General features: G+C 69.3%; 23 protein-coding genes. 10 read left to right on the forward strand and 13 right to left on the reverse strand.

Annotation, left to right across the window (positions count from 1 at the left end):
- Positions 1–7 precede the first annotated feature (7 nt).
- From cobN to FHT32_RS26145, 3 genes are all read left to right on the forward strand, one after another.
- Complete coding sequence (cobN, locus tag FHT32_RS26135; protein WP_176667495.1) at positions 8–3,823, forward strand: cobaltochelatase subunit CobN; 3,816 nt, start codon at positions 8–10, stop codon at positions 3,821–3,823.
- Positions 3,820–4,914: an ATP-binding protein gene (locus FHT32_RS26140; protein WP_176667496.1), complete on the forward strand. Its 1,095-nt coding sequence runs from the start codon at positions 3,820–3,822 to the stop codon at positions 4,912–4,914. Before cobN ends, FHT32_RS26140 begins: the two co-directional genes overlap by 4 nt.
- A gap of 203 nt (positions 4,915–5,117) precedes the next feature.
- The gene (locus FHT32_RS26145) at positions 5,118–5,564 is read left to right on the forward strand and encodes a VWA domain-containing protein (RefSeq protein ID WP_256099169.1); all 447 of its coding nucleotides are present in this window, start codon (positions 5,118–5,120) and stop codon (positions 5,562–5,564) included.
- A gap of 1 nt (position 5,565) precedes the next feature.
- Here FHT32_RS26145 and FHT32_RS26150 read toward each other — a convergent pair whose 3' ends face one another.
- From FHT32_RS26150 to FHT32_RS26180, 7 genes are all read right to left on the reverse strand, one after another.
- Positions 5,566–6,093: an SET domain-containing protein gene (locus FHT32_RS26150; protein WP_176667497.1), complete on the reverse strand. Its 528-nt coding sequence runs from the start codon at positions 6,091–6,093 to the stop codon at positions 5,566–5,568.
- A gap of 105 nt (positions 6,094–6,198) precedes the next feature.
- A complete protein-coding gene (locus FHT32_RS26155) occupies positions 6,199–7,140 on the reverse strand; it encodes an ABC transporter substrate-binding protein (protein WP_176667498.1) in 942 nt (313 codons plus the stop codon).
- 34 nt (positions 7,141–7,174) lie between these two features.
- A complete protein-coding gene (locus FHT32_RS26160; RefSeq protein ID WP_176667499.1) occupies positions 7,175–8,026 on the reverse strand; it encodes a PA4780 family RIO1-like protein kinase in 852 nt (283 codons plus the stop codon).
- Entirely contained in the window at positions 8,023–9,123 is a 1,101-nt protein-coding gene (locus tag FHT32_RS26165; RefSeq protein WP_176667500.1) for an N-acetyltransferase, read from the reverse strand. Before FHT32_RS26165 ends, FHT32_RS26160 begins: the two co-directional genes overlap by 4 nt.
- Before the next feature lie 375 nt (positions 9,124–9,498).
- Positions 9,499–11,439: a reverse transcriptase family protein gene (locus FHT32_RS26170; RefSeq protein ID WP_176667501.1), complete on the reverse strand. Its 1,941-nt coding sequence runs from the start codon at positions 11,437–11,439 to the stop codon at positions 9,499–9,501.
- A 282-nt stretch (positions 11,440–11,721) separates the two neighbouring features.
- Positions 11,722–13,428 (reverse strand): SWIM zinc finger family protein, encoded by a 1,707-nt coding sequence (locus FHT32_RS26175; protein ID WP_176667502.1) that lies wholly within the window; start codon positions 13,426–13,428, stop codon positions 11,722–11,724.
- Positions 13,425–16,613 carry a hypothetical protein gene (locus tag FHT32_RS26180; RefSeq protein WP_176667503.1) on the reverse strand — a complete coding sequence of 1,063 codons (3,189 nt, stop codon included), beginning with the start codon at positions 16,611–16,613 and terminating at the stop codon, positions 13,425–13,427. The genes FHT32_RS26175 and FHT32_RS26180 overlap by 4 nt, the downstream gene beginning before the upstream one ends.
- Positions 16,614–16,752: 139 nt before the next feature.
- Between FHT32_RS26180 and FHT32_RS26185 the strand changes: the two genes are divergently transcribed.
- On the forward strand, positions 16,753–17,832 hold the full coding sequence (locus FHT32_RS26185; RefSeq protein ID WP_176667504.1) for a DNA ligase: 1,080 nt from the start codon (positions 16,753–16,755) through the stop codon (positions 17,830–17,832).
- 143 nt (positions 17,833–17,975) lie between these two features.
- Here FHT32_RS26185 and FHT32_RS26190 read toward each other — a convergent pair whose 3' ends face one another.
- Together FHT32_RS26190 and FHT32_RS26195 are read right to left on the reverse strand one after the other, a co-directional pair.
- On the reverse strand, positions 17,976–18,485 hold the full coding sequence (locus FHT32_RS26190) for a GNAT family N-acetyltransferase (RefSeq protein WP_176667505.1): 510 nt from the start codon (positions 18,483–18,485) through the stop codon (positions 17,976–17,978).
- Positions 18,486–18,491: 6 nt separating this feature from the next.
- The gene (locus FHT32_RS26195; RefSeq protein WP_176667506.1) at positions 18,492–18,848 is read right to left on the reverse strand and encodes a DUF2845 domain-containing protein; all 357 of its coding nucleotides are present in this window, start codon (positions 18,846–18,848) and stop codon (positions 18,492–18,494) included.
- Between the two features lie 240 nt (positions 18,849–19,088).
- Here FHT32_RS26195 and FHT32_RS26200 point away from each other — a divergent pair, with 240 nt between their 5' ends.
- The 3 genes from FHT32_RS26200 (at position 19,089) to FHT32_RS26210 (ending at position 21,096) form a co-directional block, all read left to right on the forward strand.
- Positions 19,089–19,559, forward strand: coding sequence for a plastocyanin/azurin family copper-binding protein (locus tag FHT32_RS26200; protein WP_176667507.1), 471 nt, complete (start codon positions 19,089–19,091; stop codon positions 19,557–19,559).
- Positions 19,560–19,634: 75 nt separating this feature from the next.
- Positions 19,635–20,471 (forward strand): APH(3'') family aminoglycoside O-phosphotransferase, encoded by an 837-nt coding sequence (locus FHT32_RS26205; RefSeq protein ID WP_176667612.1) that lies wholly within the window; start codon positions 19,635–19,637, stop codon positions 20,469–20,471.
- 244 nt (positions 20,472–20,715) lie between these two features.
- Positions 20,716–21,096 (forward strand): helicase SNF2, encoded by a 381-nt coding sequence (locus FHT32_RS26210; protein ID WP_176667508.1) that lies wholly within the window; start codon positions 20,716–20,718, stop codon positions 21,094–21,096.
- Positions 21,097–21,231: 135 nt separating this feature from the next.
- Here the strand turns inward: FHT32_RS26210 and FHT32_RS26215 are convergent, their stop codons facing one another.
- From FHT32_RS26215 to FHT32_RS26225, 3 genes are all read right to left on the reverse strand, one after another.
- On the reverse strand, positions 21,232–21,621 hold the full coding sequence (locus tag FHT32_RS26215) for a DUF427 domain-containing protein (protein WP_176667509.1): 390 nt from the start codon (positions 21,619–21,621) through the stop codon (positions 21,232–21,234).
- Positions 21,622–21,756: 135 nt separating this feature from the next.
- Positions 21,757–22,224: an FMN-dependent NADH-azoreductase gene (locus FHT32_RS26220; protein WP_256099160.1), complete on the reverse strand. Its 468-nt coding sequence runs from the start codon at positions 22,222–22,224 to the stop codon at positions 21,757–21,759.
- Positions 22,225–22,375: 151 nt separating this feature from the next.
- The gene (locus FHT32_RS26225; protein WP_176667510.1) at positions 22,376–22,693 is read right to left on the reverse strand and encodes a multidrug efflux SMR transporter; all 318 of its coding nucleotides are present in this window, start codon (positions 22,691–22,693) and stop codon (positions 22,376–22,378) included.
- Positions 22,694–22,787: 94 nt separating this feature from the next.
- On the opposite strand from FHT32_RS26225, the gene FHT32_RS26230 reads away from it, so the two are divergent.
- The 3 genes from FHT32_RS26230 to FHT32_RS26240 all read left to right on the forward strand — a co-directional run bounded on the left by FHT32_RS26230 (position 22,788) and on the right by FHT32_RS26240 (position 25,013).
- The gene (locus FHT32_RS26230; protein WP_218088415.1) at positions 22,788–23,195 is read left to right on the forward strand and encodes a helix-turn-helix domain-containing protein; all 408 of its coding nucleotides are present in this window, start codon (positions 22,788–22,790) and stop codon (positions 23,193–23,195) included.
- 2 nt (positions 23,196–23,197) lie between these two features.
- Entirely contained in the window at positions 23,198–24,187 is a 990-nt protein-coding gene (locus tag FHT32_RS26235) for a tripartite tricarboxylate transporter substrate binding protein (RefSeq protein WP_176667614.1), read from the forward strand.
- Positions 24,188–24,269: 82 nt separating this feature from the next.
- The gene (locus FHT32_RS26240) at positions 24,270–25,013 is read left to right on the forward strand and encodes an FABP family protein (protein WP_176667511.1); all 744 of its coding nucleotides are present in this window, start codon (positions 24,270–24,272) and stop codon (positions 25,011–25,013) included.
- A gap of 76 nt (positions 25,014–25,089) precedes the next feature.
- Here the strand turns inward: FHT32_RS26240 and FHT32_RS26245 are convergent, their stop codons facing one another.
- A complete protein-coding gene (locus FHT32_RS26245; protein ID WP_176667512.1) occupies positions 25,090–26,007 on the reverse strand; it encodes a LysR family transcriptional regulator in 918 nt (305 codons plus the stop codon).
- Positions 26,008–26,016: the final 9 nt, after the last annotated feature.

Raw genomic sequence — 26,016 nt, forward strand, 5'->3', positions numbered from 1 at the left:
CGAGCGCATGCACCTGCTGAGCACCCAGCCCGGACGCTTCGTCGAGGACGACAGCGTCGTCACGCGCCTCGACCAGACGCCGGGCGACATCGTGGTGCTCAGCTCGGCCGACACGACGCTCGCGCTGCTCGCCGCCGCGCGCACCGCGCTGGCGGCCACCGACCCCGGCTATCCGTCGCTGCGGCTGGCCAACCTCATGTACCTGCGCCAGCCGGCCTCGCTCGACCTCTACGTCGACGAGGTGCTGCAGCATGCGCGCGTGGTGGTGGTCGACCACCTGGGCGCCGAATCGGCCTGGGCCTACGGGCTGCAGCAGCTCGAGAAGCTGGCCAGGCGCAAGGGCCAGCAACTCGCCATGTTCTCCGGCGACCTGCAGGAAGACGAAGACCTGCTCGCGCGCGGCACGCTGTCGCGCGCGGTGAGCCGCCGGCTCTGGCAGTACATGCGCAGCGGCGGGGCAGGCAATGCGATGCAGTTCCTGCGCGCCGTGGCCTTTCACGGCCTGGGCCACGGCGAAGCGCCGCTGCCGCCGCGCAGCCTGCCGCAGGTGGCGCTGCACGTGCCGGGCGGCGTGGGCGCTTCGCATACCGTGGCCGGCATCGACGACCTGCGCGCCGGCTGGCACGCGGGCGCGCCGGTGGTGGCGCTGGTGTTCTATCGCTCGCACCTGCTGTCGGGCAACACGGCGGCCTTCGATGCGCTCGCCGCGGCCTTGACTGCGCAGGGACTGAACCCGCTGCCCGTCGCGCTCGATTCGCTGAAGGATCCGCTGTGCCTTTCCACACTGCGCGCGCTGTGCGCAGAGCACGATGTGCAGCTCGTGCTCAACACGACCGCATTCGCGGCGCTGGGGCAGGGCGGACAGAGCGACGAGGTCGAGCTGGCCGGCGACGCCCCCGTGCTGCAGGTGATCGTGAGCGGCGGCAACCGGGAAGACTGGCTGGCCGACAGCCAGGGCCTGCGCCCGCGCGACATCGCGATGCAGATCGCGCTACCCGAGATGGACGGCCGCATCGTCACGCGCGCCGTGAGCTTCAAGGGCCTGTCGCACCGCTGCGAGCTCACGCAGACCGAGGTGGTGAACTACCAGCCCGAGCCCGACCGCATCGCCTTCGTGGCAGAGCTGGCGCGGCGCTGGTGCAAGCTGCGCAGCCTGCGCGCAGAAGAGAAGCGCGTCGCGCTGATCCTCGCCAACTACCCGGGCAGCGAAGGCCGCATCGGCAGCGGCGTGGGGCTGGACACGCCGGCCTCGGTGATGGCGATCCTGCACGCGATGACGGCCGAGGGCTATGCGCTCGGCGATCCCGATGCGATGCCCGTCGACGGCGATGCGCTGATGCGCAAGCTGCAGGAAGGCATCGCCAACGACCCGTCGCAGTGGGCTTCGCGGCCCGCCTGGCAGAGCTTCGCACTGGCCGACTACCGGGCATGCCTGTCACGCCTGCCCGATGGCATGGCCGCAGCCATCGACGAACGCTGGGGTGCGCCCGAGCAAGACCCGATGCTGCGCAACGGCCGCTTCATGATCGCCGGCCTGCGGCTGGGCCGCGTGTTCGTCGGCATCCAGCCCGCGCGCGCGCTCGGCAGCCTGGGCGCCGCCGACTACGCGAGCTACCACGACGCCGAGCTGGTGCCGCCGCACAGCTACTTGGCCTTCTACTTCTGGCTGCGCGAGGCCTTCGCCATCGACGCGGTGGTGCACGTGGGCAAGCACGGCAACCTCGAATGGCTGCCCGGCAAGAGCATCGCGCTGTCGCAGGCCTGCTGGCCCGACGCGATCCTCGGGCCGCTGCCCAACGTGTATCCGTTCATCGTCAACGATCCGGGCGAGGGCGCGCAGGCCAAGCGGCGCACGCAGGCGGTCATCGTCGACCACCTCATGCCGTCGCTCACGCGGGCGGAGAACCACGGCCCGATGCAGGACCTGGAGCGGCAGGTCGACGAGTACTACGACGCGCTGCTGGTCGACGCGCGCCGCGCGAAGGTGCTGCGCGCGCAGATCCTCGCCGCGGTGCGTGCGCAGCACCTGATCGAGGAGCTGGGCTTGCCCGGCGCGCAGGAGGAAGACGACGCCGTGCTCGCGCGCGTCGACGCCTACCTCTGCGAGCTGAAGGAAACGCAGATACGCGACGGGCTGCACGTCTTCGGCGCCTCCCCGAACGGACGGCTGCGGCGCGACACGCTGCTGGCGCTGGCGCGCTATCCCGCTGCCGATGGCGCGGGTGCGAACGCCGGTTTGCTCGGCGCGCTCTCGCAAGACCTGCTGCCCGACGACGCCTTCGATCCGCTCGACATCGACGCGGCCAAGCCATGGCAGGGCGCGCGCCCCGAGCTGCTGCAGTCGGTGAGTACGGAGGCATGGCGCCACCAGGGCGACACGCGCGAGCGGCTGGAACTGCTCGCGCAGCGGCTGATGGAAGAGGGCGCGTGTCCTCCCGAGCTGCCGCGCACCGCCGCCGTGATGAGCCGAATCGACAGCAGCCTCGCACCCGCGCTCGACGCCTGCGGCACGCAGGAGCTGCGTCAGCTGTCACGCGCCCTGCAGGGCCGCTTCGTGCCGCCGGGCCCGAGCGGCTCTCCCTCGCGCGGCCGGCCCGACGTGCTGCCGACGGGCCGCAACTTCTACGCCGTCGACACCCGCGCCATTCCCACGCCCACGGCCTGGATGCTCGGCCTCAAGTCGGCAGCGCAGCTGGTCGAACGGCACATGCAGGAGCACGGCGACTATCCGGCGGCGCTAGGCCTGTCGGTCTGGGGCACGGCGACCATGCGCACCGGCGGCGACGACCTGGCGCAGGCCTTCGCGCTGATCGGCGTGCGGCCGAAGTGGGCGCCGGGCAGCCAGCGGGTGGTCGATTTCGAGGTGCTGCCCACGGTCGGGCTCGGGCGTCCGCGCATCGACGTCACGCTGCGCATCTCGGGCTTCTTCCGCGACGCCTTCCCGAATGCCGTTCAGATGTTCGACGCGGCAGTGCAGGCCGTGGCGGCACAGGAAGACGAGGACGAGGAACGCAACCCGATCCGCGCGCGCATCCTTCGCGAGACCGCCGCGCTGCAGGCCCGGGGCATGGCGCCTGAGCTTGCCCGCACGCAGGCCGGCTGGCGCGTGTTCGGCTCGGCGCCCGGCAGCTACGGCAGCGGCCTGCAGCCGCTCTTCGACCGCGGCGACTGGCAAAGCGACGACGACCTGTCGAAGGCCTACGTCGGCGGCAGCGCCCATGCCTACGGCCAGGGCAGTGACGGCGTGCCGGCGGCCGACGCGCTGAAGCGCCGGCTGCGCGCGATGACCGTCGTCATGCAGAACCAGGACAGCCGCGAGCACGACCTGCTCGACTCCAACGACTACTACCAGTTCCAGGGCGGCATGGCCGCCGCGGTGCGCCACCTGAGCGGCCGCCAGCCCGCCATGTACCACGGCGACCACGGCAACCCGCAGGCGCCGCGCGTGCGCACGCTGAAGGAAGAGATCGGCCGCGTCGTGCGCTCGCGCGTGGTGAACCCGAAGTGGATAGCCGGCGTGAAGCGCCACGGCTACAAGGGCGCCTTCGAGATGGCTGCCACGGTCGACTACCTGTTCGGCTTCGACGCTACCGCGCGCGTGGTCGGCGACCACCAGTACGCGATGCTGGCCGACGCCTACGTGCTCGACGAAGCCACCCGCGATTTCGTGAACGAACACAACCCGCGCGCGCTGACCGACATGCTCAACCGCCTGCTCGAAGCCATGCAGCGCGGCCTTTGGCAGTCGCCCGGCGACTACCGCGCCCAGCTGGAGAACCTGCTGCTCGACCACGAGCAGCGGATGGAAGGAATCCCCCGATGACCACAGCCGCCCCGATGCCGGTGCCCTTTCCCTTTGCCGCGATAGCGGGCCAGCCGCATCTGCGCCAGGCCCTGTTGCTGGCCGCCGTCGACCCGGGCCTGGGCGGCGTGCTCATCGAAGGACCGCGCGGCACGGCCAAGACCACCGCGGCGCGCGCGCTCGCCGAGCTGCTGCCCGGCGCGCCCTTCGTCACGCTGCCGCTGGGCGCGAGCCTCGAAAGCCTGGTCGGCACGCTGGACCTCGCGAAAGCCCTGGCGGGCCATGAGCTCGCCTTCGCGCCCGGCCTGCTGGCGCGCGCGCATGGCGGCGTGCTGTACGTGGACGAAATCAACCTGCTGCCCGACGCGCTGATCGATTCGCTGCTCGACGCTGCCGCCAGCGGCGTCAACGTGGTGGAGCGCGACGGCATCTCGCACCGGCATGCCGCGCGTTTCGTGCTCGTGGGCACGATGAACCCGGAGGAGGGCACGCTGCGCCCGCAGTTGCTCGACCGCTTCGGCCTGTGCGTGCAGTTGCGCAACATCGACGAGCCGGCCGAGCGGCAGGCCATCGTTCGCGCCCGGCTGGCCTTCGATGCCGATCCGCAGGGCTTTCGCGCGAAGCATGCGCAGGAAGAGGCGGCGCTGGCTGCCTCGCTGGCGCGCGCGCGGACGCTCGTGGCCGATGCGTCGGCGCTGCCTTATGGCGATGCGGTGCACGAGGCCGTAGGCGCGCTGTGCATTGCCGCCGGCGTCGACGGGCTGCGCGCCGATCTCGTGATGCTGCGCTCGGCCCGGGCGCTCGCGGCCTGGGAAGGTGCTGACGGGATCACGGCCGACCACGTGCGGCGCGTGGCCGAAGCGGTGCTGCTGCATCGTCGCAAGCCCGGGGCCGAGGCTGCAGCGCCGGCTCCGGCATCCGGCGCTGCAAGGCCCGCCGCGACCGTCAATGGGCAGGACGGCACGAACAGCGCGAACGACTTGGGCGGCACGGGAGATGTGGGTGGAGAGGACTGGGGCGCCATGCCTCCCGAGCCCGTCGGCATCGAGCGCGTGAAGCCGCTGCGCCCGCTGATCGCCCCCGCGCAGGCGGTCGCCTCAAAAAAAGCCTGAGCCTCCGGGACGCCACGCCCGCTGGCTCGCGCCAGGGTGACCGGAGGCAGGGTTCGCACAGGGACGCATGGCACGCCACAGCCACGCACGGCGCTGCCTTCGATTGGCCGCGCACCTTCGCGGCGCGCGGCGCCGGCCGGCTCCGTGCCGAACACCTGCGCCATCGTCCGCGGGAGGCGCGCAGCGGCGCGCTGCACTGCTTCCTGCTCGATTGCTCGGCCTCCATGCGCGACGACGGCGGCCTCGCGCGCGCCAAGGGCCTGCTGCTCGCGCTGATGCAGGAGGCTTACCAGCGCCGCGACCATGTCGCGCTGCTGTGCTTTGCCGGCGACACGGTGGAGCTGCGCCTGCCGCCGCGCCGCGCCAGTGCGTGGAACGACGACTGGGTCGCGCCCATCGCTGCCGGCGGCGGCACGCCGCTCGCGCTGGGCGTGCGGCGCGCCGACCAGTTGCTGGCGAAGAGCGAGACGCGGCAGCGCTGGCTGTGGCTACTGACGGACGGACGCAGCAGCGAGAGCCCGACGCGGCCGGAGGCCGCCGACGTGGCATGCGTGATCGACTTCGAGGCGGCGCGGTTGCCGCTGCATCGCGCGAGGCGGCTGGCCGCGCAATGGGATGCGCGCTACCTCGCCGCGGGCGGGATGGCCTGAATCAAGGAGCGGCCGGGGCGTCCTGCACGGCCTGCACGGCCTGTACGGCCGCGGTTTCGTTTTCCGTCTCGGGCGGCGCCAGCATCGTTCCCCTGCAGTTCGGCGAGCCGCAGTGGCAGGGGTACTTCGACGGCGGTGAGCCGTCGTCCGCTGTGAGCGAGTAGTCGATGAAAAGCTCGTCGCCCGCGTCCACCGCCACAAGCGTCTGGAACTTGAGCACCAGTTCGCCGCCCTCGTCGTATTCCTCCACCGCCTCGCAGTTCGGCTCGCACGAATGGTTGAGGTGGCGGGTGGCGTTGCCGCCCTTGGCGCCGTCGATGGTCTCGTTGTTCGACAGCGTGAACAGGTAGGTGAGCTGGTCGTCCCAGACCTTGGTGGCGATCTCGGCCTTGGTGTAGCGGCGGCCTTCGTAGAGGCCGAGAAAGGCTTCGGCCGGCAGGTCGCGCGTGGCGAAGGCGCCGAGGCCGTGCACGCCGCTGGGGCCTACGCGCACGAAGGGGGTGGACGAGGTTCGCTTGTGGTGCTTCATGGGGGGGAGGGGAGCCCGTCGGGCGAATGGCTCCTCGTGGTTTCTTGCTGGAGTGTCAACGGCATTTCGATCCGGCGGATGACAGGTGCTGCGTCATCGGGTCGTTCAGGGCTTCGGGTCGCCCAGGGAGTTCAGGCAACCCACGATCGCATCGGCAGCCTCGTCGAGCCGGGGACCGGGCCGCATCATCAGGTCGAAGCGCGCGGAGGCAAAGCTGCACACCCGCCCGCGCTGGATGGCCGACATGGCAGACCAGCCGGGCCGTGCGGCCATGGCGGAGATCTCGCCGAGGGCCGACACCATCAGCACGTCGGGGTTGGCGCGCACCACGAATTCGGGGCTCATCTTGGGGAAGGGGCCGAGCGTGCCGGGCACCGCATTGCCGAGCCCGAGGCGGGCCAGCGTCTCGCCGATGAAGGAGCTCTCGCTGGCCGCGGCCATGCCGCCATGCACCTCGAAATACACGCGCCGGCCCTTCCAGCCGGCCGGCACGCGGGCGCGGGCTGCGTCCAGCCCGGCGTCGAGCTTGCGCCAGTAGGCCTCGCCCGCACCGGGGCGGCCGGTGGCTCGGGCCACGGTTTCCATCACGCGGCGCATGTCGGCGTGGGTCTTGGCGTCGAGCGCCAGCACCTTCAGGCCCAGGCGCTCCAGCGGCTCGGCGGCGCGGCTGCGAGGGCGCAGCAGCACCAGGTCGGGCTTGAGCGCGACGATGCGCTCGACGTTCGCGTCGTCGATGCCGCCCACCTGCGGCAGCCCCTTCACCGACGCCGGCCAGTTGGCGTGGCGGTCGATGCCCACCAGCCGGTCGCAGGCGTCGAGCGCGCACACGGTCTCGGTCAGCGAGGGCATCAGCGACACGATGCGCTTGGCCGGGGCCTGCAGCTCGACCGAGGTGCCACGGTCGTCCTCCAGCCGGATGGCCGTGCCGGCGGCATGCGCGGCCGGGCCGAAGCCCAGCGCGACGAAGGCCGCGGCCTCGGCGACCCGGCGGACGGTGGAAGACAGAAGCTGGCGCGGGGCGGGGTTCGGCAGGGCGGAGGAGGTCATCGATCTGGCAGGTGGCGGGCAGGCGTTGGCCCGCCTATTGTCGCGGCGTGCGCAGGCGCAGCCGCCGCGCGGCTTCTTCCTCGCGCGCGTCGTCCACCTCGCGCATCACGTGGCGCAGGTCGACCGGGCCGGTCTCCTGAACGAAGCTGCCGGTGAGTTCGGTCTCGGGGCGCAGTTGGCCGCGCTCGTAGAGGTGCCAGATCTCCTCGCCGTAGCGCGTGTCCAGCAGCACGGGCGCGAACTGGCCGAAGAAATTGCGCAGGTTCTCGACGTCGCGCAGCAGCATGCGCCGGGCGTGGTTGTTGCCCGCGGCATCGACCGCCTGCGGCAGGTCGATGACGACCGGACCGTCCTCGGCCAGCAGCACGTTGAACTCCGAGAGGTCGCCGTGCACGATGCCCGCGCACAGCATGCGCATCACCTCGCGCAGCAGGCTGGCGTGGTGGCGCATGGCGTCCGCGGGCGAGAACATCACGTCGTTCAGGCGGGGTGCGGCGTCGCCGTTCGCGTCGGTCACCAGGTCCATCAGCAGCACGCCCTCCAGGAAGTTGTGCGGCGTGGGCACGCGCACGCCGGCGGCGGCAAGCCGGTAGAGCGCATCGACCTCGGCGCTCTGCCAGATGGCCTCGGTCACCTTGCGACCGAAGCGCGTGCCCTTGGCCATGGCGCGCGCCTCGCGGCTGTTCTTGACGCGCCGGTTCTCGGTGTAGTCCACGGCCTGCCGGAAGCTGCGCTTGTCGGCCTCCTTGTAGACCTTGGCGCAGCGCGTCTCGTCGCCGCAGCGCACGACGTAGACCATGGCTTCCTTGCCGCTCATGAGCTGGCGCACCACGGTGTCGATGAGGCCTTCGTCGATCAGGGCCTGCAGTCTTTGCGGTGCCTTCATGCGCGGGCCTCCCGGGAGATCATGGGACGGATAGCGAGGTAGGCCCGCAGGCTGTTCGTGCCGAACTGGTAGATGCTCTCCTGCCGGTGCACGGCAAAGCCCAGCTGGCGGTTGATGGCGAGCATCGGCGCGTTGACCTCCGCGTTGCTGGTGGAGATCAGCGCCAGCTCCGGGTGGCGCGAGTGCACCAGCCGCAGCATCGCGGCCTTGACGCCCTTGGCCAGGCCCCTGCCGCGCCAGTGGCGGGCCACGGCCGTGAGCCGCTGGAACATGCGATCGGGGAACAGCTGGTTCCAGCTGGCGTCGCACACCGCGACGACCTCGTCGCCGTCGAGCAGCAGCACGAGGTAGTGTTCGCCGCCGCGGCGGTCGATCTCGGCGTACCACGCGACGTATTCCGCCATTTCATAGCGCATGGGCGCTCGCTCCAACGCGCTGGTGGGTGCATCGTTCAGCAACGTCGACAGCGCGGGCAGCAGTGTCGCGAGCCGCTCGACGGGCACGCGCCCGGCATGGATCTCGGCGCGCAGACCGTGGGCGGGCGCGAAGCCCTCGGCTTCCCACCGGGAGAGAGCCTGCCAGTCGAGGCCGGCGAAGGTTGCGCGGTTCTCGACGCTGCGGTGCTTTTCCTGCGCTCCGATGGCGCGCAGGAAGGCGTGGCCCTCGGGCAGGTGCGCCTTGACCGTCGCGGTGGTCTTGCCCTGTGCTTCCATGAGCGCGAGCAGCGCGCCAAGCAGCGTGCTGGCCACGCCGCGGCGCTGATGCGAGCGCAGCACGCCGCCCCAGGCATCGACGAAGGGCGCGAAGGATTCGTAGTCGGGCGTTCCCGCTCGGCGGATGCCCATGTTGAGGCTGCCGACGGGCTTGCCGTGCTCGCCGAGCGCGAGCACCCGGTGGACGACGTACAGCGGCGCGTTCTGCAGCACACCGTGCCGGGTCTCGGCGTCGCTCGTCGAGGGTTCGTCGGGAAAGTCCTCGGCGCTGCGCTGGCGCCAGTAGGCGAGGGCATCACGCCACTCAGCCTCGGAGGCGCGCTGGGGATCGAAAAATACAGTGGTTGCAACGGGCCGCGAATGCGCGGCGTTGGCTTCGGACATGGTGTGCCTTGATTCGAAAGGGAACGGGGCGCCGACGGCACATGCGTGCTGGCGGCGGCGTTTGAATCGGGGCGGTTTGTCGCGGCGGCGAAAAGGCCGCGGGTGCCGGACTGGCCGTGCCCGTCAGGGGCACGTGCTGCGCGGGAGGCGCGTCAGCAATCGATCAGCGGGTGGGGGGCACGACAAACCGCACGATGGTGGGGGCGTGAATTACGGCGTCTTCCATCTCGTGCCTCCTTTTCGCAGGTGGTTGTCGAAGCGGCCACTGTAGCGGGCTGGTCGCCTGCTGTGAAGTGCTGCGTGGTGCCGCGTGGTGCGGGCGGCACACGAGAGCCGACACGCCCGATCGGTGCGTCGGCCCTGAACATGCCGTCCTCAGTTCTTCATGCTGTGGACCAGGGACGCCAGCGCCGACGATATGAAGATGGCCACGATGAAGCGCAGCCAGCCCGACTTGCGCTGCACGAAGTTGCCGATGACGACGCCGCCCGTCATCAGCCAGATCAGCGGGCTGGTTCCCGAGAGGAAGACGCTGACGACGTAGAGGGCCTGCAGCATCATGCTGGCGACCCAGCCGATCTGGGAGAGGGCGCCCGGTGCCTGCTTCGCAGCCGGGGCGGCTGCCTGGCCTGTCGCGGCCTGCGCCGCGGCGGGTGCGGGCGCCGGTGCCCGGCTGGCCGTGGCCGCTTGCGGGCGTGCCTCTTCGCGCTGAGCCTTCTTCTCTTCGGCGATCTGCTCGGCGGTTTTCTCCAATACCGGTGCGGCTGCTTCAGCTGGCTGCCACCACGCCGGCCAGGGCGCCTTGCCCTCGGCGGACAGCTTGCGGAACGCGCCTGCGCCGAGCTTGCGCTGCGATGCCTGCGTCTTCGGTGCCGAGCCGCCTTCATGCTTCGCCGCCAGCGCGCGCACCCGCTGCAGATACGGCTCGGCGCGCGCCGCATCGGTCATCGCGATGAAGTTCGCATAGCCGCGCAGCGCGCCGATCACGTCGCTGTTGCCGTTCCATTGCAGCCCCTGCGGGCCGTGGCGCTCCGCCTGGTGCAGCACCGCGCGGAAGCGCCGCAGCGTGTCGCGGTCGACCGAGAGCTTGTCGTTGACGACGATGCCCGTCACATGCTGCTGGCGGTGCCTGCGCATCACCTGCTGTTTGTCGGGGTGCAGCGTGAGGCCCTCGCTCGCCACGATCTGCTTCACGCGCCACAGCAGCTTGGCCGTGTCGCGGCTGTGCTCGGGGCCGGCGGAGAACGTCAGGTCGTCCGCGTAGCGCGTGTAGCGAAAGCCCAGCTTCGCCGCGCTTGCGGCCAGCCGCGCATCGAGCCTGCGGCACAGCAGGTTGGTGATCATCGGGCTGGTGGGCGCACCCTGAGGCAGCACGCGGTCGCCGCGCGCGACGAAATAGCGGTTGCCGTCGAGCTGCACTTCGTCGGTCGGCGCCTCGGTGCACACCAGCGCCAGCAGGCTCGCCACCTGCGACGAATAGCCGAGCTGGCGGAACACGCCGCGCACGCGGCGCATGCCGATGGAGGGAAAGAAGTCCTTCAGGTCGAGGTTGACGACCACATCGCGGCCCACGTGCGGCGCGGCATTGGTGATGATCGAGCGGCCCGGCATGAAGCCGTGCGCGGCCTCGTGCACCGGCATCTTCGCGAGGATGTTGTCGAGCACCCAGTACTGCGCGCGCTTCAGCCGCGGCATGGGCGCGGAGATGTGCCGCTCGCCGCCGCTCTTCTTGGGCATGGTGAAGCGCTGGTAGTGGCTCACGCTCGACACCTCGCGGTGCCATGCCAGGAAGCGCAGCTCGCCCAGGCCGACGCCCATGGCTTGCGCCAGGTCGCCCGCATGGTCCAGCGCGGGCAGGGTGTTGCGGGCCAGCGCCTGGCTGTCGCTGTGCCCGTCGTTGAGGCCGCCCGAGACGCCGTCGCCCACATACAGCAACTCGCGCTTGCGCCGCTCGTGCCATGCCACGGCGCGCGCATGGCGGCCCTGAGCGAGGCGCTGGCGGGTTTCCTCGCGGCGCTCGCGGGCTCGGGCCATGCGCTCCTTGCGCATCATCTTCAGGGCCCGGTCGCGGTCCTCGATGCCGCGCAGTTCGGTGCCGAGCTTCGAGAGCGCGGTCTGCAACTCGCCCTCGCGGCGGATCAGCTGCTCCTCGACCGTTGGCTGTGCCACGTCGTGCGGCCAGAAGCCCAGGCGCTGCATTTCCTCGAGGACGACTTCCTGCTTGGAACTCTTGCGGATGCGCTCGTACAGCTGCTCGCGGGTGAGCGCGGAGTCGGGAACGGAAGATGAAGAAGCGGCGGGAGACTGCATGGTCATGGCGCTGCGCCACCGGCCGATGCACTGCTTGGAGAAGGGAAAGATTGCGAACGAAGCGGGAATCTCGTCGAAGAGCCTCGGGACTGGAGGGCTCCACTCGACGCCGTATGGCCATGGTGACGCCGATGAGCTTCGAGGAAGCCGCACTGTTGTCGCGTCACCATGGCCATACGGCACAGTGAAGAGACGTCCAGTGACGCTTGGGAAGTGCTGTGTGCGAGGGCGGCGATACGCCGACCGGATTGCAAGAGCCTTCCCGCTCCGTTCGCAAAAAGCAGTGTATCAGCCGATGTGGGCGGTGGTCCTTTCCTGGTCTGTCGTTGTTGTTGTCGTGGTGTTCGCCGCAATGGACGGCGCGGCCGAGAGGCGCAGCGCAAGCATGTGCTCGCACGGCCCCCTGGTCATGCGATGGCGCACGAAGTGGCTGCACTGGCACTCGCCCGAGGCCACGCGCTGGTCGGCATCGAGCTGAAGGCTCGTGAAGTACTCGCGCTGGCCGGCCGAGCCCTTGCACTTCCCGCTGATCGAGACGCCTCCATCGGCGCGCGCCTGCGTCTTCACGCCGGCGATGCGACGCGCGCGCACCAGCTCGGCTGCGGCTTCTTCCTCGGGGCTGGCGTAGCGCAGCTTGTCCATGGGCAGCGGTTCGCGGCTGAGCTCGCGCAGCCGCCACACGCCGTGCGCGATGTCGTACACCACGCGGCCGGCCTGCACGTAGCCGCCGAGCGCGGCGTCGACCGTGAGCGTCGAAAGGCCGGTTGCCGCGGCAAGCTCGTCGGTGGTGGCGCGCCAGCGTTCGCCCAGCGCGGCGAACACGCGCAGCAGGCTGTCCTGGTCGACCGTCTGGCGCGGCTGCAGCAGCTCGAAGTGGCCGTTGCGCGACCAGTCGTTGGCGGTCCAGCCCGAGAGGCCGAGCGTGAATTCCATGTCGGGCATCTGCGCGACCCAGAAGCTGGGCATGCCGGTGCCCAGCAGGTGCACGGTGAAGCCCTGTGCCACCGGCACCAGCCGTTCGAGCTGCAGCAATCGGCGCCGGCCCCACACGCGGATGTCGATGTCGGAGGTGGCGCTGTGCGTGGAGCGCGGGCACACCAGCTCGTGGCCCCAGGGCTCGAACACGATGCGCACCGGCTGTCCCGGCCGCAGCACGAAGCGCAGCGAACGCGGGCCCACACGCTCCTTGCGTCGGCGCAGCACCAGGCAGATGTTGTGGATGTCCATCGGGTGCAGCTGCAGCCGGTGCGCAGGCAGCAGCATCGCGCTGCTGACCTGCAGGAAGCCGCGAACCCAGCTGTCGGGCACGTCGATCTTCGGCTCGTGGAAGGCCGGATCGTTGTCGCTCTGAACCTGGAAGCCGCCCGGGTCGATGGCCAGCCGCGTCGTCTTGTAGTCGCGGATCTTCTGGAACTCGTCGTACAGCGATTCGGAGTAATCGACGTTGGTGGTGCCGAAGGCGTGGTCGCTCACCCGGTCGAAGATGTCGTGGCTGCACGAGAACATGCCGTAGCTCGACTCGTCCTGGCTGAAGCATTCGAAGAACACGCGGTCGGGGTGCACCGTGATCACCGGGTCGAGCACGAACCACGCCTCGCGGTTGACCTTGTAGATGTGGTCGAAGTAGCGCTGCTGCGCGCTCATGAAGGGCTGCATCACCGCGCGCTTGCTCTTGCGCAGCTCGGCCAGCTCCCTGCTGATCGGCTCCATCTGCGCCTTCAGCTCGTCGCTGCGCGCCATGAACTGGGCGAGCAGCTCGCTTTCCTGTCCGGCCAGCCATTCGAGGTACGCGCTCTTGTCGCGCGGCTTGAAGCGCAGGTCGCCCACCACTACGTCGTGCAGCGCGGACATGCCTTCGCGGAACGGCAGGTGGCGGTTGATGTCGGCGACGAAGTGCACCGGCGTGCGCAGCGTGTCGGGCGCGAATTGCAGCGCGGTGCTGTTGGCGGTGTGCTGCGCGCCGGAGTGGCCGAAGTAGCGGTACTGGAATCTCATGCTGCGGGCCCTCCGGTCAGGGCGGAGGAAGAGGGCGGCGGCGAACGTCGCGGCGCGATGCTGCGCACCGGCGCGGTCTGCAACGGGTTGTCCAACTGGGGAAAGGCTTCCTGGATGCTGCGCAGCCCCGCCACGTATTGCGCGCGCTCCGTGATCGCGCCGGTGACGGCCTGCCGCGCGAAGACGCGCGCAACGATGCGCGCGATGTCTTCCGAATGCGCGGCCTGCGCAGCCAGGAATTCCATGACGCGCGCCTTGGCCAGCCGCCCCCGGTTGGCCTGCGAAAGCACGCTCAGGAAGTAGGGCTCCAGCCGTGCCAGCACGTCGGCGTTGCGGCTCGCGGCCGATGCCAGCCAGTTGGTGACGAACAGCTGCATGCCCGCCGACGGGTGCTGGCTGAGCTGCAGCATGTAGGTGGTGACGTCGGTCACGTCGAAATGCGTGGTGAGCAGCTCGCGGCCCAGCCGCTGCGCGCCCGCGTCCTTGTGGTCGCACAGGCGAACCAGCAGCGCGGGCGTCCACTGGCTTGCGCCGCTTTGCGAGCCGAACCACTGGCGGGCCCAGTCGCGCGCGTCGTCCCAGCGGCTGTCGAAGATGCGCAGCGCATCGCCGAGGTTCGAGAGCGTGCGTTCGGGGTTCGAGGCCAGCTGGTCCATGGCCCAGCGGCGCGCGGCGGCGGTGTCGACGAGGCCGAGGCTGGCTGTCTGCAGCACGTCGAAGCCCTGCGCATCCTGCTGCGGCAGCAGCCACGCGCCGAGGCGCTGCGCACCCTTGCTGCGCGCTTCGAGCAGTCGCAGCGTGACGGCGGGCTCGCCGCGGCGCGTGTGCTCGGCCAGCGGGCCGCACAGCCATTGCAGCAGCGAATCGAACACGCCTTCGGCCGCTTCGGCGCGGAACAGCTCGTCGCGCAGCAGCGGCATCAGCGCGGCGGCGAATTCGGGGTGGGCGGGAAGCAGCTGCGCCAGGCGCGGCGCGACGGCGGCGCGTACGGCCGGCATCGGGCTGCTGCAGAAGGCCGCGAACAGCTCGGGCTGGTTGACCAGCGTGGCATCCGGCAGGGAGGTGAAGAGCCGCACGCCGGCGCCGCGCAGGCGCTCGTCGTCGGACTGCAGCAGGCGGGTGAGCACGCTCACCGGCAGGCCCTGGACGGAGGCCGGATGCAGCAGCAGCCACTCGGCGGCGGTGCGCACCACGTCCGGGCTCGCGTGATCGAAGAGCGCGAGCAGCCTGTTCAGCGGCGCCTTCGCGGCAGCCGTGCGCAGCAGGCCCTGCAGCGCCCATTGCACGTTCTCGCAGATGGCGTCGAGCGCCGGCTGCGCGGCGTCGCAGGCCGACAGCCATGCGAGCAGTTCGGTGGCCAGCGCGTCGAGCGTCGAAAGATTCGGCGCGGCGGCCTGCAGCAGCAGGCGCGAGGCGCGGCGCACTTCGGCATCGGCCGATGTCAGCAGCATCAGCAGCAGGTCGACCTGCTGGCTGTAGAGGCCCGGATCCTGCCCGATGTATTCGAGCGCGAGCGTGCGCGCCTCGGCCAGCGGCGAGCCCAGCATCGCGGGCAGCCAGGGCAGGGCGGGCTCGCCGGCCGTGATGCGCTGGCGCGCGATGGCGAGCGCGAAGCGCGCAGTGTCCTCCCAGGTACTGGCCAGCAGGCGCCACACGGCGGGCGGCTCGAGGGCATCGCAGAAGGGCTTGTTGTCCTGCAGCGCGCGCGCGGCGAAGGCGTGCACCGCCGCGCACCGGCTCTGCTGCATCAGCTGCAGCAGCGCCTGCGGATGGCGGTCCCAGCGTTCGGGCCAGGCTTCGGTGCGGTTCAGGCGCTGCGTGGGCAGCGGCGTGCTGCGGCGCCACTGCAGGCCGCCGCGCTGGGCTTCCCATTCGGGGTCGTGGCGATGCAGCAGCTGCATCAGCACCAGCCAGCGGCTGTAGGGGCCGGTGTGCCAGCTGCGGGGTTCGGGCGTCCAGCGCGATTCGCGCTGCTGGCCGGCGGTACCCGCCTCGCTGTCGTCGGCCGCGAGCAGCACGCCCATGGCGAGCCGCAGCCAGTCGGGCTCGTCGGCCGTGCCGGCCAGCGCCAGCCGGCGCAGGTTGCGCCACGTGCGGCGGCGCAGGTAGTCGCGCGTGCGCTGGCTGTAGGCGAGGCGGCTGTCGGGCCGCACGATTTCCTTGGCGATGTCCACGTAGCGGCCGTCGACCTGCGCCCAGCGCCCGCCGGTGCGGAAGGCCGCGCGCTGCGTTTCCAGGCGCTGGTGCAGCACGCCAAGCAGGGCGTAGTCGCCCGAGAACTCCGCGCCCTTGTAGAGCCGGCGCCATGCGCGGAAGCTGCCGGCCGCGAGCTGCAGCGTCGGCGCGATCTCGAGCAGCGCGGCATGCGCGAGCCCCTCGCCCGCGGGGCCTTCGAGCAGCGAGAGGTCGAACAGCTGCTCGACCCAGGCCGCGTACTTCATTCCGTTCCAGAGCGCGGGGTCGGCCAGGTGCTGCCGCAGCATCGGCATGGCTTGCCCTGCAGGGGCTTCGCCCATGGCTGTCCAGGCGCGGCGCAGTGCAGCGGGCCAGTCGTCGACGATGCGCGCCGCTTCGGCCGCGCGCTGCTCGGCGGGCCAGAGCGCGAGCGCGGCCCAACGCGCCGCCCGGGTGACCACGGGCGTGCGGCCACGCCGGGAGAGTTCGCGCATCGCCTCGAAGGCGCCGCCGTCACCGCAGCGGCCGATGGCCCATGCGATGCAATAGTCGAGCATTGGCTCGCCGGTCTCGATGAGGTCGACGAGCTGCGGCACCGCCGCCGCCAGCCGGCGTTCGCCGATGCGCCACACCACGCGGCTGCGGCGCACGGGGGGCAGCAGCCTCCACGCGTCGGGGCGGATGCTGGCGAGCAGGACGGCGTCGCCGGGATGGGAGAGGGCAGCGGCCACGGGGGCTGCGGCAGGAACGACGGCGGAGCCCTCGGGCACATAGCCCTGCGCGATCTGCGCCGCCACGGCGCGCTCGAAGACGGCGGTGGCGGCTTCCAGCGGCAGCGGCGACGGGGTATGGACCGTCTCCTTCCACTGCAGCCCGTCGCGGCTGGTGCTCACATGCACCACGTGGCCGGGAGCTTCCGGCAGGGCGAACAGTTCCACGGTGCTGAAGCCGGCGGCGCCTGCCACGCCGGGCTTCGTGCGGATGAATTTTTCTGAGCGAATGCGCTTCACGCGGAGGCCTCCCCTGCCTTCGGTCGATGCTTGTGCTGCTTTCTTGTGTCGCCGCGCATCTTAGCGGGCGTTGGCGCCGGCGCGGCCTGTGTAGCATGCGCGCTCCGGCAATCGCATGGGGGGTCTTCAGGTGTCGAACATGGAACAGGCTGAGCGCTCGAGCTTTCTCTACTTCACGGGCCAGGGCTCGGACAAGGTCTACCAGGTGCACCTGCGCCAGAAGGACGGCGGCTGGGTTGTCGACTACGGCAACGGCCGGCGCGGCGGCACGCTTTCCACCGGCACCAAGACCAGCAGCCCCGTCGCCTACGAGGCCGCGCTGAAGATCTACGACAAGGTCGTCAAGGAAAAAACCTCGAAGGGCTACACGCCCGACCAGTCCGGCGCGCTCTACACCTCGACCGACCTCGCCGGCCGGGTGAGCGGCGAACTGCCGCAGCTGCCGACGCTGATCCTCGAGGAACAGGCCGAGCGCTACTTCGACGATCCGGGCTGGGGCCTTCAGGAAAAGGCGGACGGCGAGAACCGCATCCTGCTGATCGAGGGCGAGGCCGTGCGCGGCACCAACCGGCGCGGACTCTTCGTGGACATTCCGCAGGCCTGGGTCGGCACGGCAACTGCCGCAGGGCGCACCGTGATCGCCGGCGAGCACGTGGGCGATGCCTTCATGGCCTTCGACCTGCTGGAACTCCATGGCCGCGACCTGCGCGGCGCGCCGTTCATCGAGCGCTTCGGCCATCTGCGCACGGTGGCCTCGGCCATGCCGTGGATCGCGCTGCTCGAACTCGAACTCACCGCCGAAGGCAAGCGCCGCCGCGCTGCGCAGCTGCTGGCCGCGCATGGCGAGGGCTACGTGCTCAAGGCACTCGACGCGCCTTTCGCAGCGGGCCGCAGCACGAGCAGCCTGAAGTTCAAGTTCAACCAGAGTGCGACCTGCGAAGTGATCCGCGTCAACGCGCAGCGCTCGGTGGCCGTGGGACTGCGCGACGACGCGGGCGCCATGATCGACCTGGGCAACGTGACCGTGCCGCCCAACGAGGCGCTGCCCGCGGTGGGCGCGCTGGTGGAGGTGCGCTATCTCTACCGCTATGCGGGCGGCAAGTTCGAGCAGCCGGTCTACAAGGGCCAGCGGCCGGACATGACGCCAGAGGACGCGGTGCTGTCGCAGGTCACGCGCATCAAGGACCGCAGCGCGGCGCTCGACGACGAAGCCGCCTGAACCGCACTCGCTTCGGCCGCCGGGTACGCCGCACCTGTTCGCGGAGGACCCCGATCCGGTCAAGCCGGCCAGGCTGGCGGTGCTGTTCGTTGCCGAGGAGAACTGCAGCCCGCTGTTGCCGCCGCCCTGAGCCTTCGGCGCATTCAGGCCGTCGCTTCGAAGGCCGCGTGATACGCGACGGTGCCGCTCGGCATCGCTCCTGCCATCGGCAGCGCCTGGAAATACTGTGGCGGCACGCCGGGATAGACCAGGGCAGGCGTGGCCGCGAATCCGAAGCGGCCGTAATAGGCCGGCTCGCCGAGCACCACGCAACCGGATGCACCCATGCCGCGCAACGCGGCCAGCGCTTCGTTCACGAGCCGCGTGCCGATGCCCAGCGCCTGCTGCCCGGGTCCGACCGACACCGGACCGAGCCCGTACCAGCCGGGCGAGCCATCGGAGATGCGCACCGGCGAGATGGTGACGTGCCCGACGATCGTCTGTCCGTCATCTTCCGCAACCAGCGAGACCGAGAGCTGGCCGGCGCGCCGCAATGCATTGACGATGAACTGCTCGGTATGGCTCGAATACTCTGCTGCGAGAAATGCGGCTGCCGTCAACGCCTCGATGGCCGGTGCGTCCGCAGGCACTTCGTTTCGGATACGGATGTTCATCGGCTGCTATCGCATCCGTTCGCCGTCGCGCACCGATTCGACGGCGCCGTTGTAGAACCTCACGATGCCCAGGAAGTTGCCCTGGCCCCGGTGGTACACCCAGTCTTCCATCGGCACGCAAGCCTGCGTCACCACCTGCTGCGCCGGGCCGCCGGGGTAGGGCGAAAGCACCCATGCCACCTGCGGGCGGGGCACGCAGACGAATTCCTTGGACATCGGCTCGCCGCATTTCTGCACCACCGAGAACTTGGAGTCGCCCACGCCGGAGAGCGTGCCGCCGCAGCTCAGCGACTGGGCCGATGCGCTGCCGGCGGGCATGAGGACGACAAGACAGAAGAGGGCGCTTGCGGCGAATGTGCGCATGGTGTCGATGGGTTCCTTTTGCAGGCTGGGACCACGGCGGGCCTCGATAGTTTCGCTTGCCTTCATCACGACCTCGGGCCGCTCCAGGCAAGGGCCGAAGCGGCGGGCGCCATCTTGCGGGCGTGCCTGCGGATTACGCCCTTGTAATCGGCGTGAAAGGCGATGGCCGGGTGGGCTTTCCAGAATTCTCGTCTTCATTCGCCTCTTCATTCACCTCTTCACCTCAAGGAGCATCGCCTCATGAAACACGCATTCCTCGCCACCTCCGCCTGCGCAGCGCTGCTCGCCGTGCTTGCCACCGGCGCATCGGCCTCGGGTACGCACGACGACGCGATCGGCAAGCCCGGCGTGGCCGCCAAGGCAACCCGCACGGTCGAGGTCGACATGACGGACGGCATGCGCTTCACGCCGGCCGACATCAGCGTCAAGCAGGGCGAGACCGTGCGCTTCGTGGTCAGGAACTCGGGCAAGCTGAAGCATGAACTGGTGCTGGGCACGGCGCAGGAACTGAAGTCGCACTATGCCGCGATGATGAAGAACCCCGAGATGGAGCATGCCGAACCGAACATGGTGACGCTGGCGCAGGGCAAGACGGGCGAAGTCGTCTGGCAGTTCACGAAGGCCGGCAAGGTCGATTTCGGTTGCCTGCAGCCCGGGCACTACGACGCGGGCATGAAGGGCGTGGTGAACGTGGCGCAGGCTGGTCGATAGATGGGGGCATTGGGCGCGTGGCGGGAGGGATTGGATAAATTCACTCGAGCAACGCAACAACCAGTGCCCAATCGCATGCATCCCTCGACCCCAGGCCTCCCGGAACCCCGGCGCCTTCTTCCTGCCCTGCCAGCCGGCATCGAATGGCTTCCCGTGAATCTCGGCGAGTCTGGAGACAGCGTCTATCGCCGCAGCGACGGCGCGGCCTTCGCCAAGGTGTCCCCTGGAAGCGCCGGCGGCGTGGAGTCGCTGGCCGGCGAGCGGCTTCGCACCGAATGGCTCGCGCCTTTCGAGCTGGGGTCCGCGAAGGTGCTCGACTGGTGTGCATCGCAGGAAGGGGCATGCCTGGTGACGAGCGTTGTTCCCGGGGTGCCCGCCAGCGAACTGCCCGCCGAGAAACTGCTGCAGGCGTGGCCTTCGATGGTGCAGCGGCTGAGGCTGCTGCACGAGATTCCCGCAGCGGATTGCCCCTTCGCGCGCGCTCTTTCCACGATGTTCGAGCGTGCCTGCGACGTGGTAGCGCGCAATGCGGTCAACAAGGAATTCCTGGACCCGGAACAGCAGGACGTTCCGCCGCCACTGCTCCTCGACGCATTGCGGGTGCAGTTGATTCAACGCCTGGCGCAAGAGGCGCGAGACCGCGTCGTGTGCCACGGCGACGCATGCATGCCCAACTTCATGATCGATCCGCAAACGCTGCGCTGCACCGGGCTGATCGACCTCGGCCGCCTCGGAACGGCCGACCGCTACGTCGATCTTTCGCTCTTTCTTGCCAATGCGCGCGACAGCTGGCGCGGTCCGCACGACGAATTTGCCGCTCGCCAAGGCCTGTTCGACACCCTGGAGATCGGCGAGCCCGATGACGGGCGGCTCGACTTTTACCTGCGCCTGGATCCCCTGACCTGGGGCTGAGGGGCACACCCGCCGAGGCGCTGCGATTGTTTCCATCGCATGAACGCCGCGGTTCTTTTTGCTGCGGGTTTTTACCTATCCGGCGGCTCACAATTCATCCCGCAGACCAGCCGCCGACAACAAGCAAGCCAGTCTGGATGAACAGGCCCCGAGCGAGGTGGCCGCCCCCGAAAGGGACGGTGCCCCACCCAAGACCGGTTCGAAAACATCCCGTATGCAAAGAACTGAACTGAAGGAAATCCAAATGACCGCCTCCAAGCTCCTCTCCGCCATCTCCATCGCCCTGCTGGCTGCTGCCGGTGCCGCCCATGCCGAAAGCTATGACGGCGTGCATCAGCTCAGCTCGGCCGCGAGCCGTGCCGACGTTGCCAGCCAGGCCGTGGTCGCCGCCCGCAGCGGCAACCCGTACGCTGACGGCGCCAACCAAGGTCCCGTGCAACTGATCGTTTCCACCACCAGCCGCGCCGCCGTTCGCGCCGAAGCCGTGGCCGCTGCCCACAGCGAGAACCCGTATGCCGAAGGCGTGACCTCGCGCGTTGCACCGGTTCTCGCCAGCGGCCTGGATCGCTCCACGGTGCGCGCAGCTGCCCGTGCCGCCGCACGCGGCGACTCGCTGCCGCTGTGATCGCCGGGTGCGTGGTGCCACGCTGGTGAAATAGCGCGAAAGCAAAAGCAAAAAGCCGGTCCCCGTGTAAGCGGGGACCGGCTTTTTGCTTTTGTACGTTGATTGCGTCGATGTATGAGGCGCGTGTCGAAGTGCTCAGTAGACGCGCTCTTCGATCGGACCCACGCGATCGGGATAGAAGGCCACGTAGTCCTTGAGCTGCGAGACCGGGTCGTACGGCGACTCGTAGGTCCATACGGCATTCACCGAGCGTTCGCCGCCGGCCGGGATGCTGTAGTAGTTGCACTCGCCCTTGTATGGGCAGTAGGTCGCGTGCGCGGTGCGTTCCAGCAGCGACATCTTCACGTCCTTGCGAGGAAAGTAGTGCACGGTGCCGAAGTGTGCTTCGCGTACCGTCAGGGCCTCACGGGTATCGGCAATGACGCAACCGTCGACCGACACCACCACGCGCAGCGGGTTGGGTGTGATGGTGATCGGGTGTTCCGGGCCGGGGGTCTTGATGGTGCGCTCTGCTGTAGCGAACATGGAAAGCTCCTTAGTCCTCAGGTCGGATCGGGTGACACAGGAATCGGGGGATGCGGATATTGCCCCTACCGCGTGTCGATTTGAAGTCCCCCGAAAATCAGCCCATTCGCAACGTGGTTAAAGGCACGGAGCCCATCAGAAGCCCTCTGCAAGCCTTTCGGCTTCATTTCGTGCCCTTGCGAGGGCGGCTGCCACGGCCTCGGGTGATGCGAGCGTTGGCGCCGCCGTTATCTCGACAAGGTCATCGATTCCGAGGAAACCTAGCCAGGTGCGCATATACGGTTTCTGGAAATCCTTATCGTGCGACGGCAGCCCCACCGGATAGTCGCCGGCACTCGAATAAATGAGCGCGGCGCGCTTGCCCTGCAGCAGGCCGCTATAGCCTTCCCCCGGCGTCCAGAGCCAGTTTTCGCCCGGCAAGGTAACGATATCGATGTAGTGCTTCAGTATGTAAGGAATGCCGAAGTTCCACATCGGCAGGCTGAAGACGTATTTGTCGGCAGCATTGAAGGCGCGCGAGAGTCGCACGGCGCCCTGCCAGCGGCGCTTCTGTTCCTCGGTGGCGTTGGTGGCTCGCAGCACCGCGAACTTGGCCTCGATCATCGTGGCGTCGAAGGCGGGCAGGCCTCCGGGTGGTGTGCACGGTGTTGCTGAAGGAAGTAACGCGCCGTATCCGTAGAGCGCGAACGTTCGCCCGAAGGCGATGCCTCGATGTGCAGGATGCGTGTGGTCACGATTCTGTTTCCTTTGCGCATCAGCCGTTGACGAGGCGCAGGCCCACGGTGCCACCGATCACCATGGCGATGCATGCCAGCCGTGCAGCCGAGAGCGATTCGCCGAAGAACAGCACGCCCATCAGCACCACGCCCACCGAGCCGATGCCGGTCCAGATCGCGTAGGCAGGCCCCAGCGGCAGGTAGCGCAGCGCCCGCGCCAGCAGGTAGATGCTGAGCAGCGCGGTCAGCACGCCCACCACCGACGGAACGAGCCGCGACCAGTCCTCCGATTGCTTGAGCGCGGCGGCCATCGCGATCTCGACCAGCCCGGCGGACAGCAGAAATATCCAACCCATGAAAAAACTCCTTCGTTGTCGTTCGTTGCGGAAAAGAGGAACCCGATAATTCCGGCCCAGGCACCAACCGACAAGTACGCACCTTCTGGTAACCATGGGAAATTCAAAGACGCCGTCGAAGAAGACCTCGGATGTGGCAGAGGCCGAAGCAGCCCCCGCCGACGTGTGGAGCGCCGACTGCCCCTCGCGCCGCGTGCTGGAGCTCATCGCCAACAAGTGGGCACTGCTGCTCATTCCGCTGTTGCGCGGCAAGCCGCAGCGCAACAACGAGCTGCTGCGCAAGGTGGGCGGCATTTCGCAGAAGATGCTCACGCAGACTCTGCGCGACCTGGAGCTCAACGGGCTCGTGCTGCGCGAAGACCACCAGACCGTGCCGCCGCACGTCGAGTACAGGCTCAGCCCCCTGGGCCTGTCGCTGAGCAGGACGCTGATCGCGGTCGACCGATGGGCCGAGGCCAATCATGCGCAGATCGATGCGGCGCGAGAGGAGGCCAGAAAGTGAAGATGAAGAACCCGCTGGCGACCCTTGCAGTCTTCCTTGCAGCCGGCCTGCTCGCCGCAGGCGCATGGGCACAGCAGCAGCAGCAACAGGCGTGGCCATCGAAGCCGGTGCGCGTGATCGTGCCCGCGCCGGCCGGCAGCTCGCTCGACCTGATCGCCCGCACGCTCGCGGACCGCCTGCGCGTGATATGGAAGCAGCCCGTGGTGATCGAGACCAAGGCCGGCGCCGGCGGCCTGATCGGCATGGACGCGGTCGCCAAGGCGCCGCATGACGGCTACACGCTGGGCATAGGCTTCAACGGCCCGATCGCGTTCGGACCCTACATGTATGCACGCATGCCCTACGAGCCTTCGCGCGACCTGGTGCCGGTGGTGCTCACCACCTCGCAGCCCAACGTGCTTGCGGTGCGGGCCGACAACCCGGCGAACACGCTGCCCGAGTTCGTCGAATGGGCGAAGAAGCGGGGCAACAGGTTCAGCTATGCGTCGGTGGGCGCGGGCAGTTCGTCGCATCTCACGATGGAACTGTTCCGCAGCGTGGCGCACATCGAGGCGGTGCACGTGCCGTATTCGGGCTCGCCGCCCGCCGGGCTCTCGCTCGCGGCGGGCGATACGCAGGCGCTGTTCGCCGTGGCGCCCGCGCTGCTGCCGCTGATCCAGGGGCAGCGGGTGAAGCTCATCGCCGTCACCAGCGCGAAGCGCTCCGAGCTCATGAAGGAACTGCCGACCGTGGCCGAGGCGGGCTATCCCGGATTCGAGTCGCTGGCCTGGAACGGCTTCTTCACCGCCGCCGGCACGCCGCCCGAAGTGGTGCAGCGCATCAACGCCGACGTCAACGCCGTGCTGCAGGAGCCGGTGGTGCGCGAATTGCTTGCCAACCAGGGTCTGGTGGCGGGCGGCGGTTCGCCCGAGGAGTTCAGGGCCTTCATCGACGCCGAAGGGCGCAAGTGGGGCGCGATCATCGCGAAGGTCGGCATCCGGCTCGACCAGTGAGCGGCAGGCGAGTCAGGGAAGCAGAAGGTTGATGAGCGACACTCCTGCCCCATACAGCAAGCCCCATCGAGGAGAGAAGAACATGGAACAGCAGCAACCCGCGACGCAATTCCCGCGCGACATCTACACAGAGCCGGAACCCGATCCGAACACGCTCGCCAACCTGGGGCCGCTCACCGCGCTGGCCGGCATCTGGACCGGCTCGGCCGGCCACGACGTGAGCCCGAAGGAGGACGGCCCCGAGGCCGAAGCCTACATCGAGCACGCGGAGTTCCAGCCCATCGATGCGCAGACCAACGGCCCGCAGATCTTCTACGGCCTGCGCTACCACTTGCGCATCGTCAAGCCCGACGACGTGGAGACCTTCCATGACCAGGTCGGCTACTGGCTCTGGGAGCCCTCCACCGGCGCGTTGATCCAGACGCTCACCATTCCGCGCGGCCTTACCGCCATGGCCACCGGCCGCGCGAAGGCCGACGACCGCAGCTTCAGGCTCGAGGCCGTGCGCGGCGGCGAAACCAACGGCATCGTGGCCAACCCGTTCCTGGAGCATGCATTCAAGACGCTGCGCTACAGCATCGAGGTGACGGTGCACGACGACGGCAGTTGGTCGTACGAGCTCGAGACGGTGCTCGAAGTGCTCGGAAAGCCCGAGCCCTTCAGCCATACCGACCGCAACACGATGCGCAAGATCGGCGAGCCCACGCCGAACCCGACCGCGCGTGCCGCGATGGAAGCGCAGGCAGAGGCGGCGGTGGAGTCGGTGGTGGAAGCGGCAGTGGGAGCCGTGGCGGCGACGGGCAAGGCGGGCACCGAAGCGGCCTGAGCTGTTGCCGGCATCCGGCGGCAAGCCCGAAGGGCACGGCGCGAGCGGATGGCGGGTCGGGGCGGTGGGCCGGCCCTCAGTCCAGTCGCAGCGCCCCGAGCCGCTCGACGATGAGGTCGTGCAGCGTCTGCGCCGCCACCGACAGGCTGCCTTCGCGCCGCTGCACCACGTAGAGCGTGCGCGTGAGCGAGGGCAAGGGCAGCGGGCGCGTTACCAGTGTTTCGCGCTGAAAGTGGAACAGCGTGAGCGCGGGCACCACGCTAATGCCCAGGCCGGCTTCTACCAGCCCCATCACCGTGGCCAGGTGCTCCACCTCGAACACCGAGTTCAGCCGCTGCGGATGCAGGGCAGCGTCGAGTGCCTGCCGCACGCTGCTGTTGCGTGCCATCTGAATGAACGGGTAGGGCGCGATCTTCTTCACCGTCAGGCGCGGCTCGCTCGCGAGCGGATGGTCGGCGCGGCACACGAGATGGAAGCGGTCGGTGCAGAGCTTGCGCGCGCGCAGGTCGCCGTCTGCAGTGCCGCCCGCGCCCGATGCCGCGAGCGCGAAGTCGGCCTGGCCGTTGCGCACGAGCGCGATGCAGGCGTCCGACAGCGCATCGTCCAGGTCGATGCGGATGCCCGGCCACGCCTGCATGAACTCGGCGAACACCGAAGGCAGCCAGCCGGCCGCGAGCGAGGGCAGGGCGGCCACACGCACACGGCCCTTGCGGCGCTCCACGTGATCGGCAAGGTCGTCCATGGCGCTGCCCATGTCGTCGAGCAGCCGGCGCGCCGAACTCTCGAACAGCCTGCCCTCGGGCGTGAGCTGCACGCTGCGCGTGTCGCGGTCAAAGAGGCGGGTGCCGACGGCGTCTTCCAGCGTGCGGATCAGCGCGCTGAAGGCGGGCTGCGAGAGATGGCTGCCCTGCGCCGCGCGCGTGAAGTTGCGGTGCTCGGCCAGCGCGAGAAAGGCGCGCAGCTGGCGCGTGGAGAGGTCGGGCGTCTTTCTCATCTTCTTGTC

It is taken from the genome of Variovorax sp. SG517, assembly GCF_013376045.1.
Taxonomy (GTDB): Bacteria; Pseudomonadota; Gammaproteobacteria; order Burkholderiales; family Burkholderiaceae_C; genus Variovorax.

Coding starts and splice junctions, on each gene's coding strand:
- cobN (WP_176667495.1), top strand. CDS start 8: ATGCACCTGCTGAGCACCCAGCCCGGACGCTTCGTCGAGGACGACAGC.
- FHT32_RS26140 (WP_176667496.1), top strand. CDS start 3,820: ATGACCACAGCCGCCCCGATGCCGGTGCCCTTTCCCTTTGCCGCGATA.
- FHT32_RS26150 (WP_176667497.1), bottom strand. CDS start 6,093: ATGAAGCACCACAAGCGAACCTCGTCCACCCCCTTCGTGCGCGTAGGC.
- FHT32_RS26155 (WP_176667498.1), bottom strand. CDS start 7,140: ATGACCTCCTCCGCCCTGCCGAACCCCGCCCCGCGCCAGCTTCTGTCT.
- FHT32_RS26160 (WP_176667499.1), bottom strand. CDS start 8,026: ATGAAGGCACCGCAAAGACTGCAGGCCCTGATCGACGAAGGCCTCATC.
- FHT32_RS26165 (WP_176667500.1), bottom strand. CDS start 9,123: ATGTCCGAAGCCAACGCCGCGCATTCGCGGCCCGTTGCAACCACTGTA.
- FHT32_RS26170 (WP_176667501.1), bottom strand. CDS start 11,439: ATGACCATGCAGTCTCCCGCCGCTTCTTCATCTTCCGTTCCCGACTCC.
- FHT32_RS26175 (WP_176667502.1), bottom strand. CDS start 13,428: ATGAGATTCCAGTACCGCTACTTCGGCCACTCCGGCGCGCAGCACACC.
- FHT32_RS26185 (WP_176667504.1), top strand. CDS start 16,753: ATGGAACAGGCTGAGCGCTCGAGCTTTCTCTACTTCACGGGCCAGGGC.
- FHT32_RS26190 (WP_176667505.1), bottom strand. CDS start 18,485: ATGAACATCCGTATCCGAAACGAAGTGCCTGCGGACGCACCGGCCATC.
- FHT32_RS26195 (WP_176667506.1), bottom strand. CDS start 18,848: ATGCGCACATTCGCCGCAAGCGCCCTCTTCTGTCTTGTCGTCCTCATG.
- FHT32_RS26200 (WP_176667507.1), top strand. CDS start 19,089: ATGAAACACGCATTCCTCGCCACCTCCGCCTGCGCAGCGCTGCTCGCC.
- FHT32_RS26205 (WP_176667612.1), top strand. CDS start 19,635: ATGCATCCCTCGACCCCAGGCCTCCCGGAACCCCGGCGCCTTCTTCCT.
- FHT32_RS26210 (WP_176667508.1), top strand. CDS start 20,716: ATGACCGCCTCCAAGCTCCTCTCCGCCATCTCCATCGCCCTGCTGGCT.
- FHT32_RS26215 (WP_176667509.1), bottom strand. CDS start 21,621: ATGTTCGCTACAGCAGAGCGCACCATCAAGACCCCCGGCCCGGAACAC.
- FHT32_RS26220 (WP_256099160.1), bottom strand. CDS start 22,224: ATGATCGAGGCCAAGTTCGCGGTGCTGCGAGCCACCAACGCCACCGAG.
- FHT32_RS26225 (WP_176667510.1), bottom strand. CDS start 22,693: ATGGGTTGGATATTTCTGCTGTCCGCCGGGCTGGTCGAGATCGCGATG.
- FHT32_RS26230 (WP_218088415.1), top strand. CDS start 22,788: ATGGGAAATTCAAAGACGCCGTCGAAGAAGACCTCGGATGTGGCAGAG.
- FHT32_RS26235 (WP_176667614.1), top strand. CDS start 23,198: ATGAAGAACCCGCTGGCGACCCTTGCAGTCTTCCTTGCAGCCGGCCTG.
- FHT32_RS26240 (WP_176667511.1), top strand. CDS start 24,270: ATGGAACAGCAGCAACCCGCGACGCAATTCCCGCGCGACATCTACACA.
- FHT32_RS26245 (WP_176667512.1), bottom strand. CDS start 26,007: ATGAGAAAGACGCCCGACCTCTCCACGCGCCAGCTGCGCGCCTTTCTC.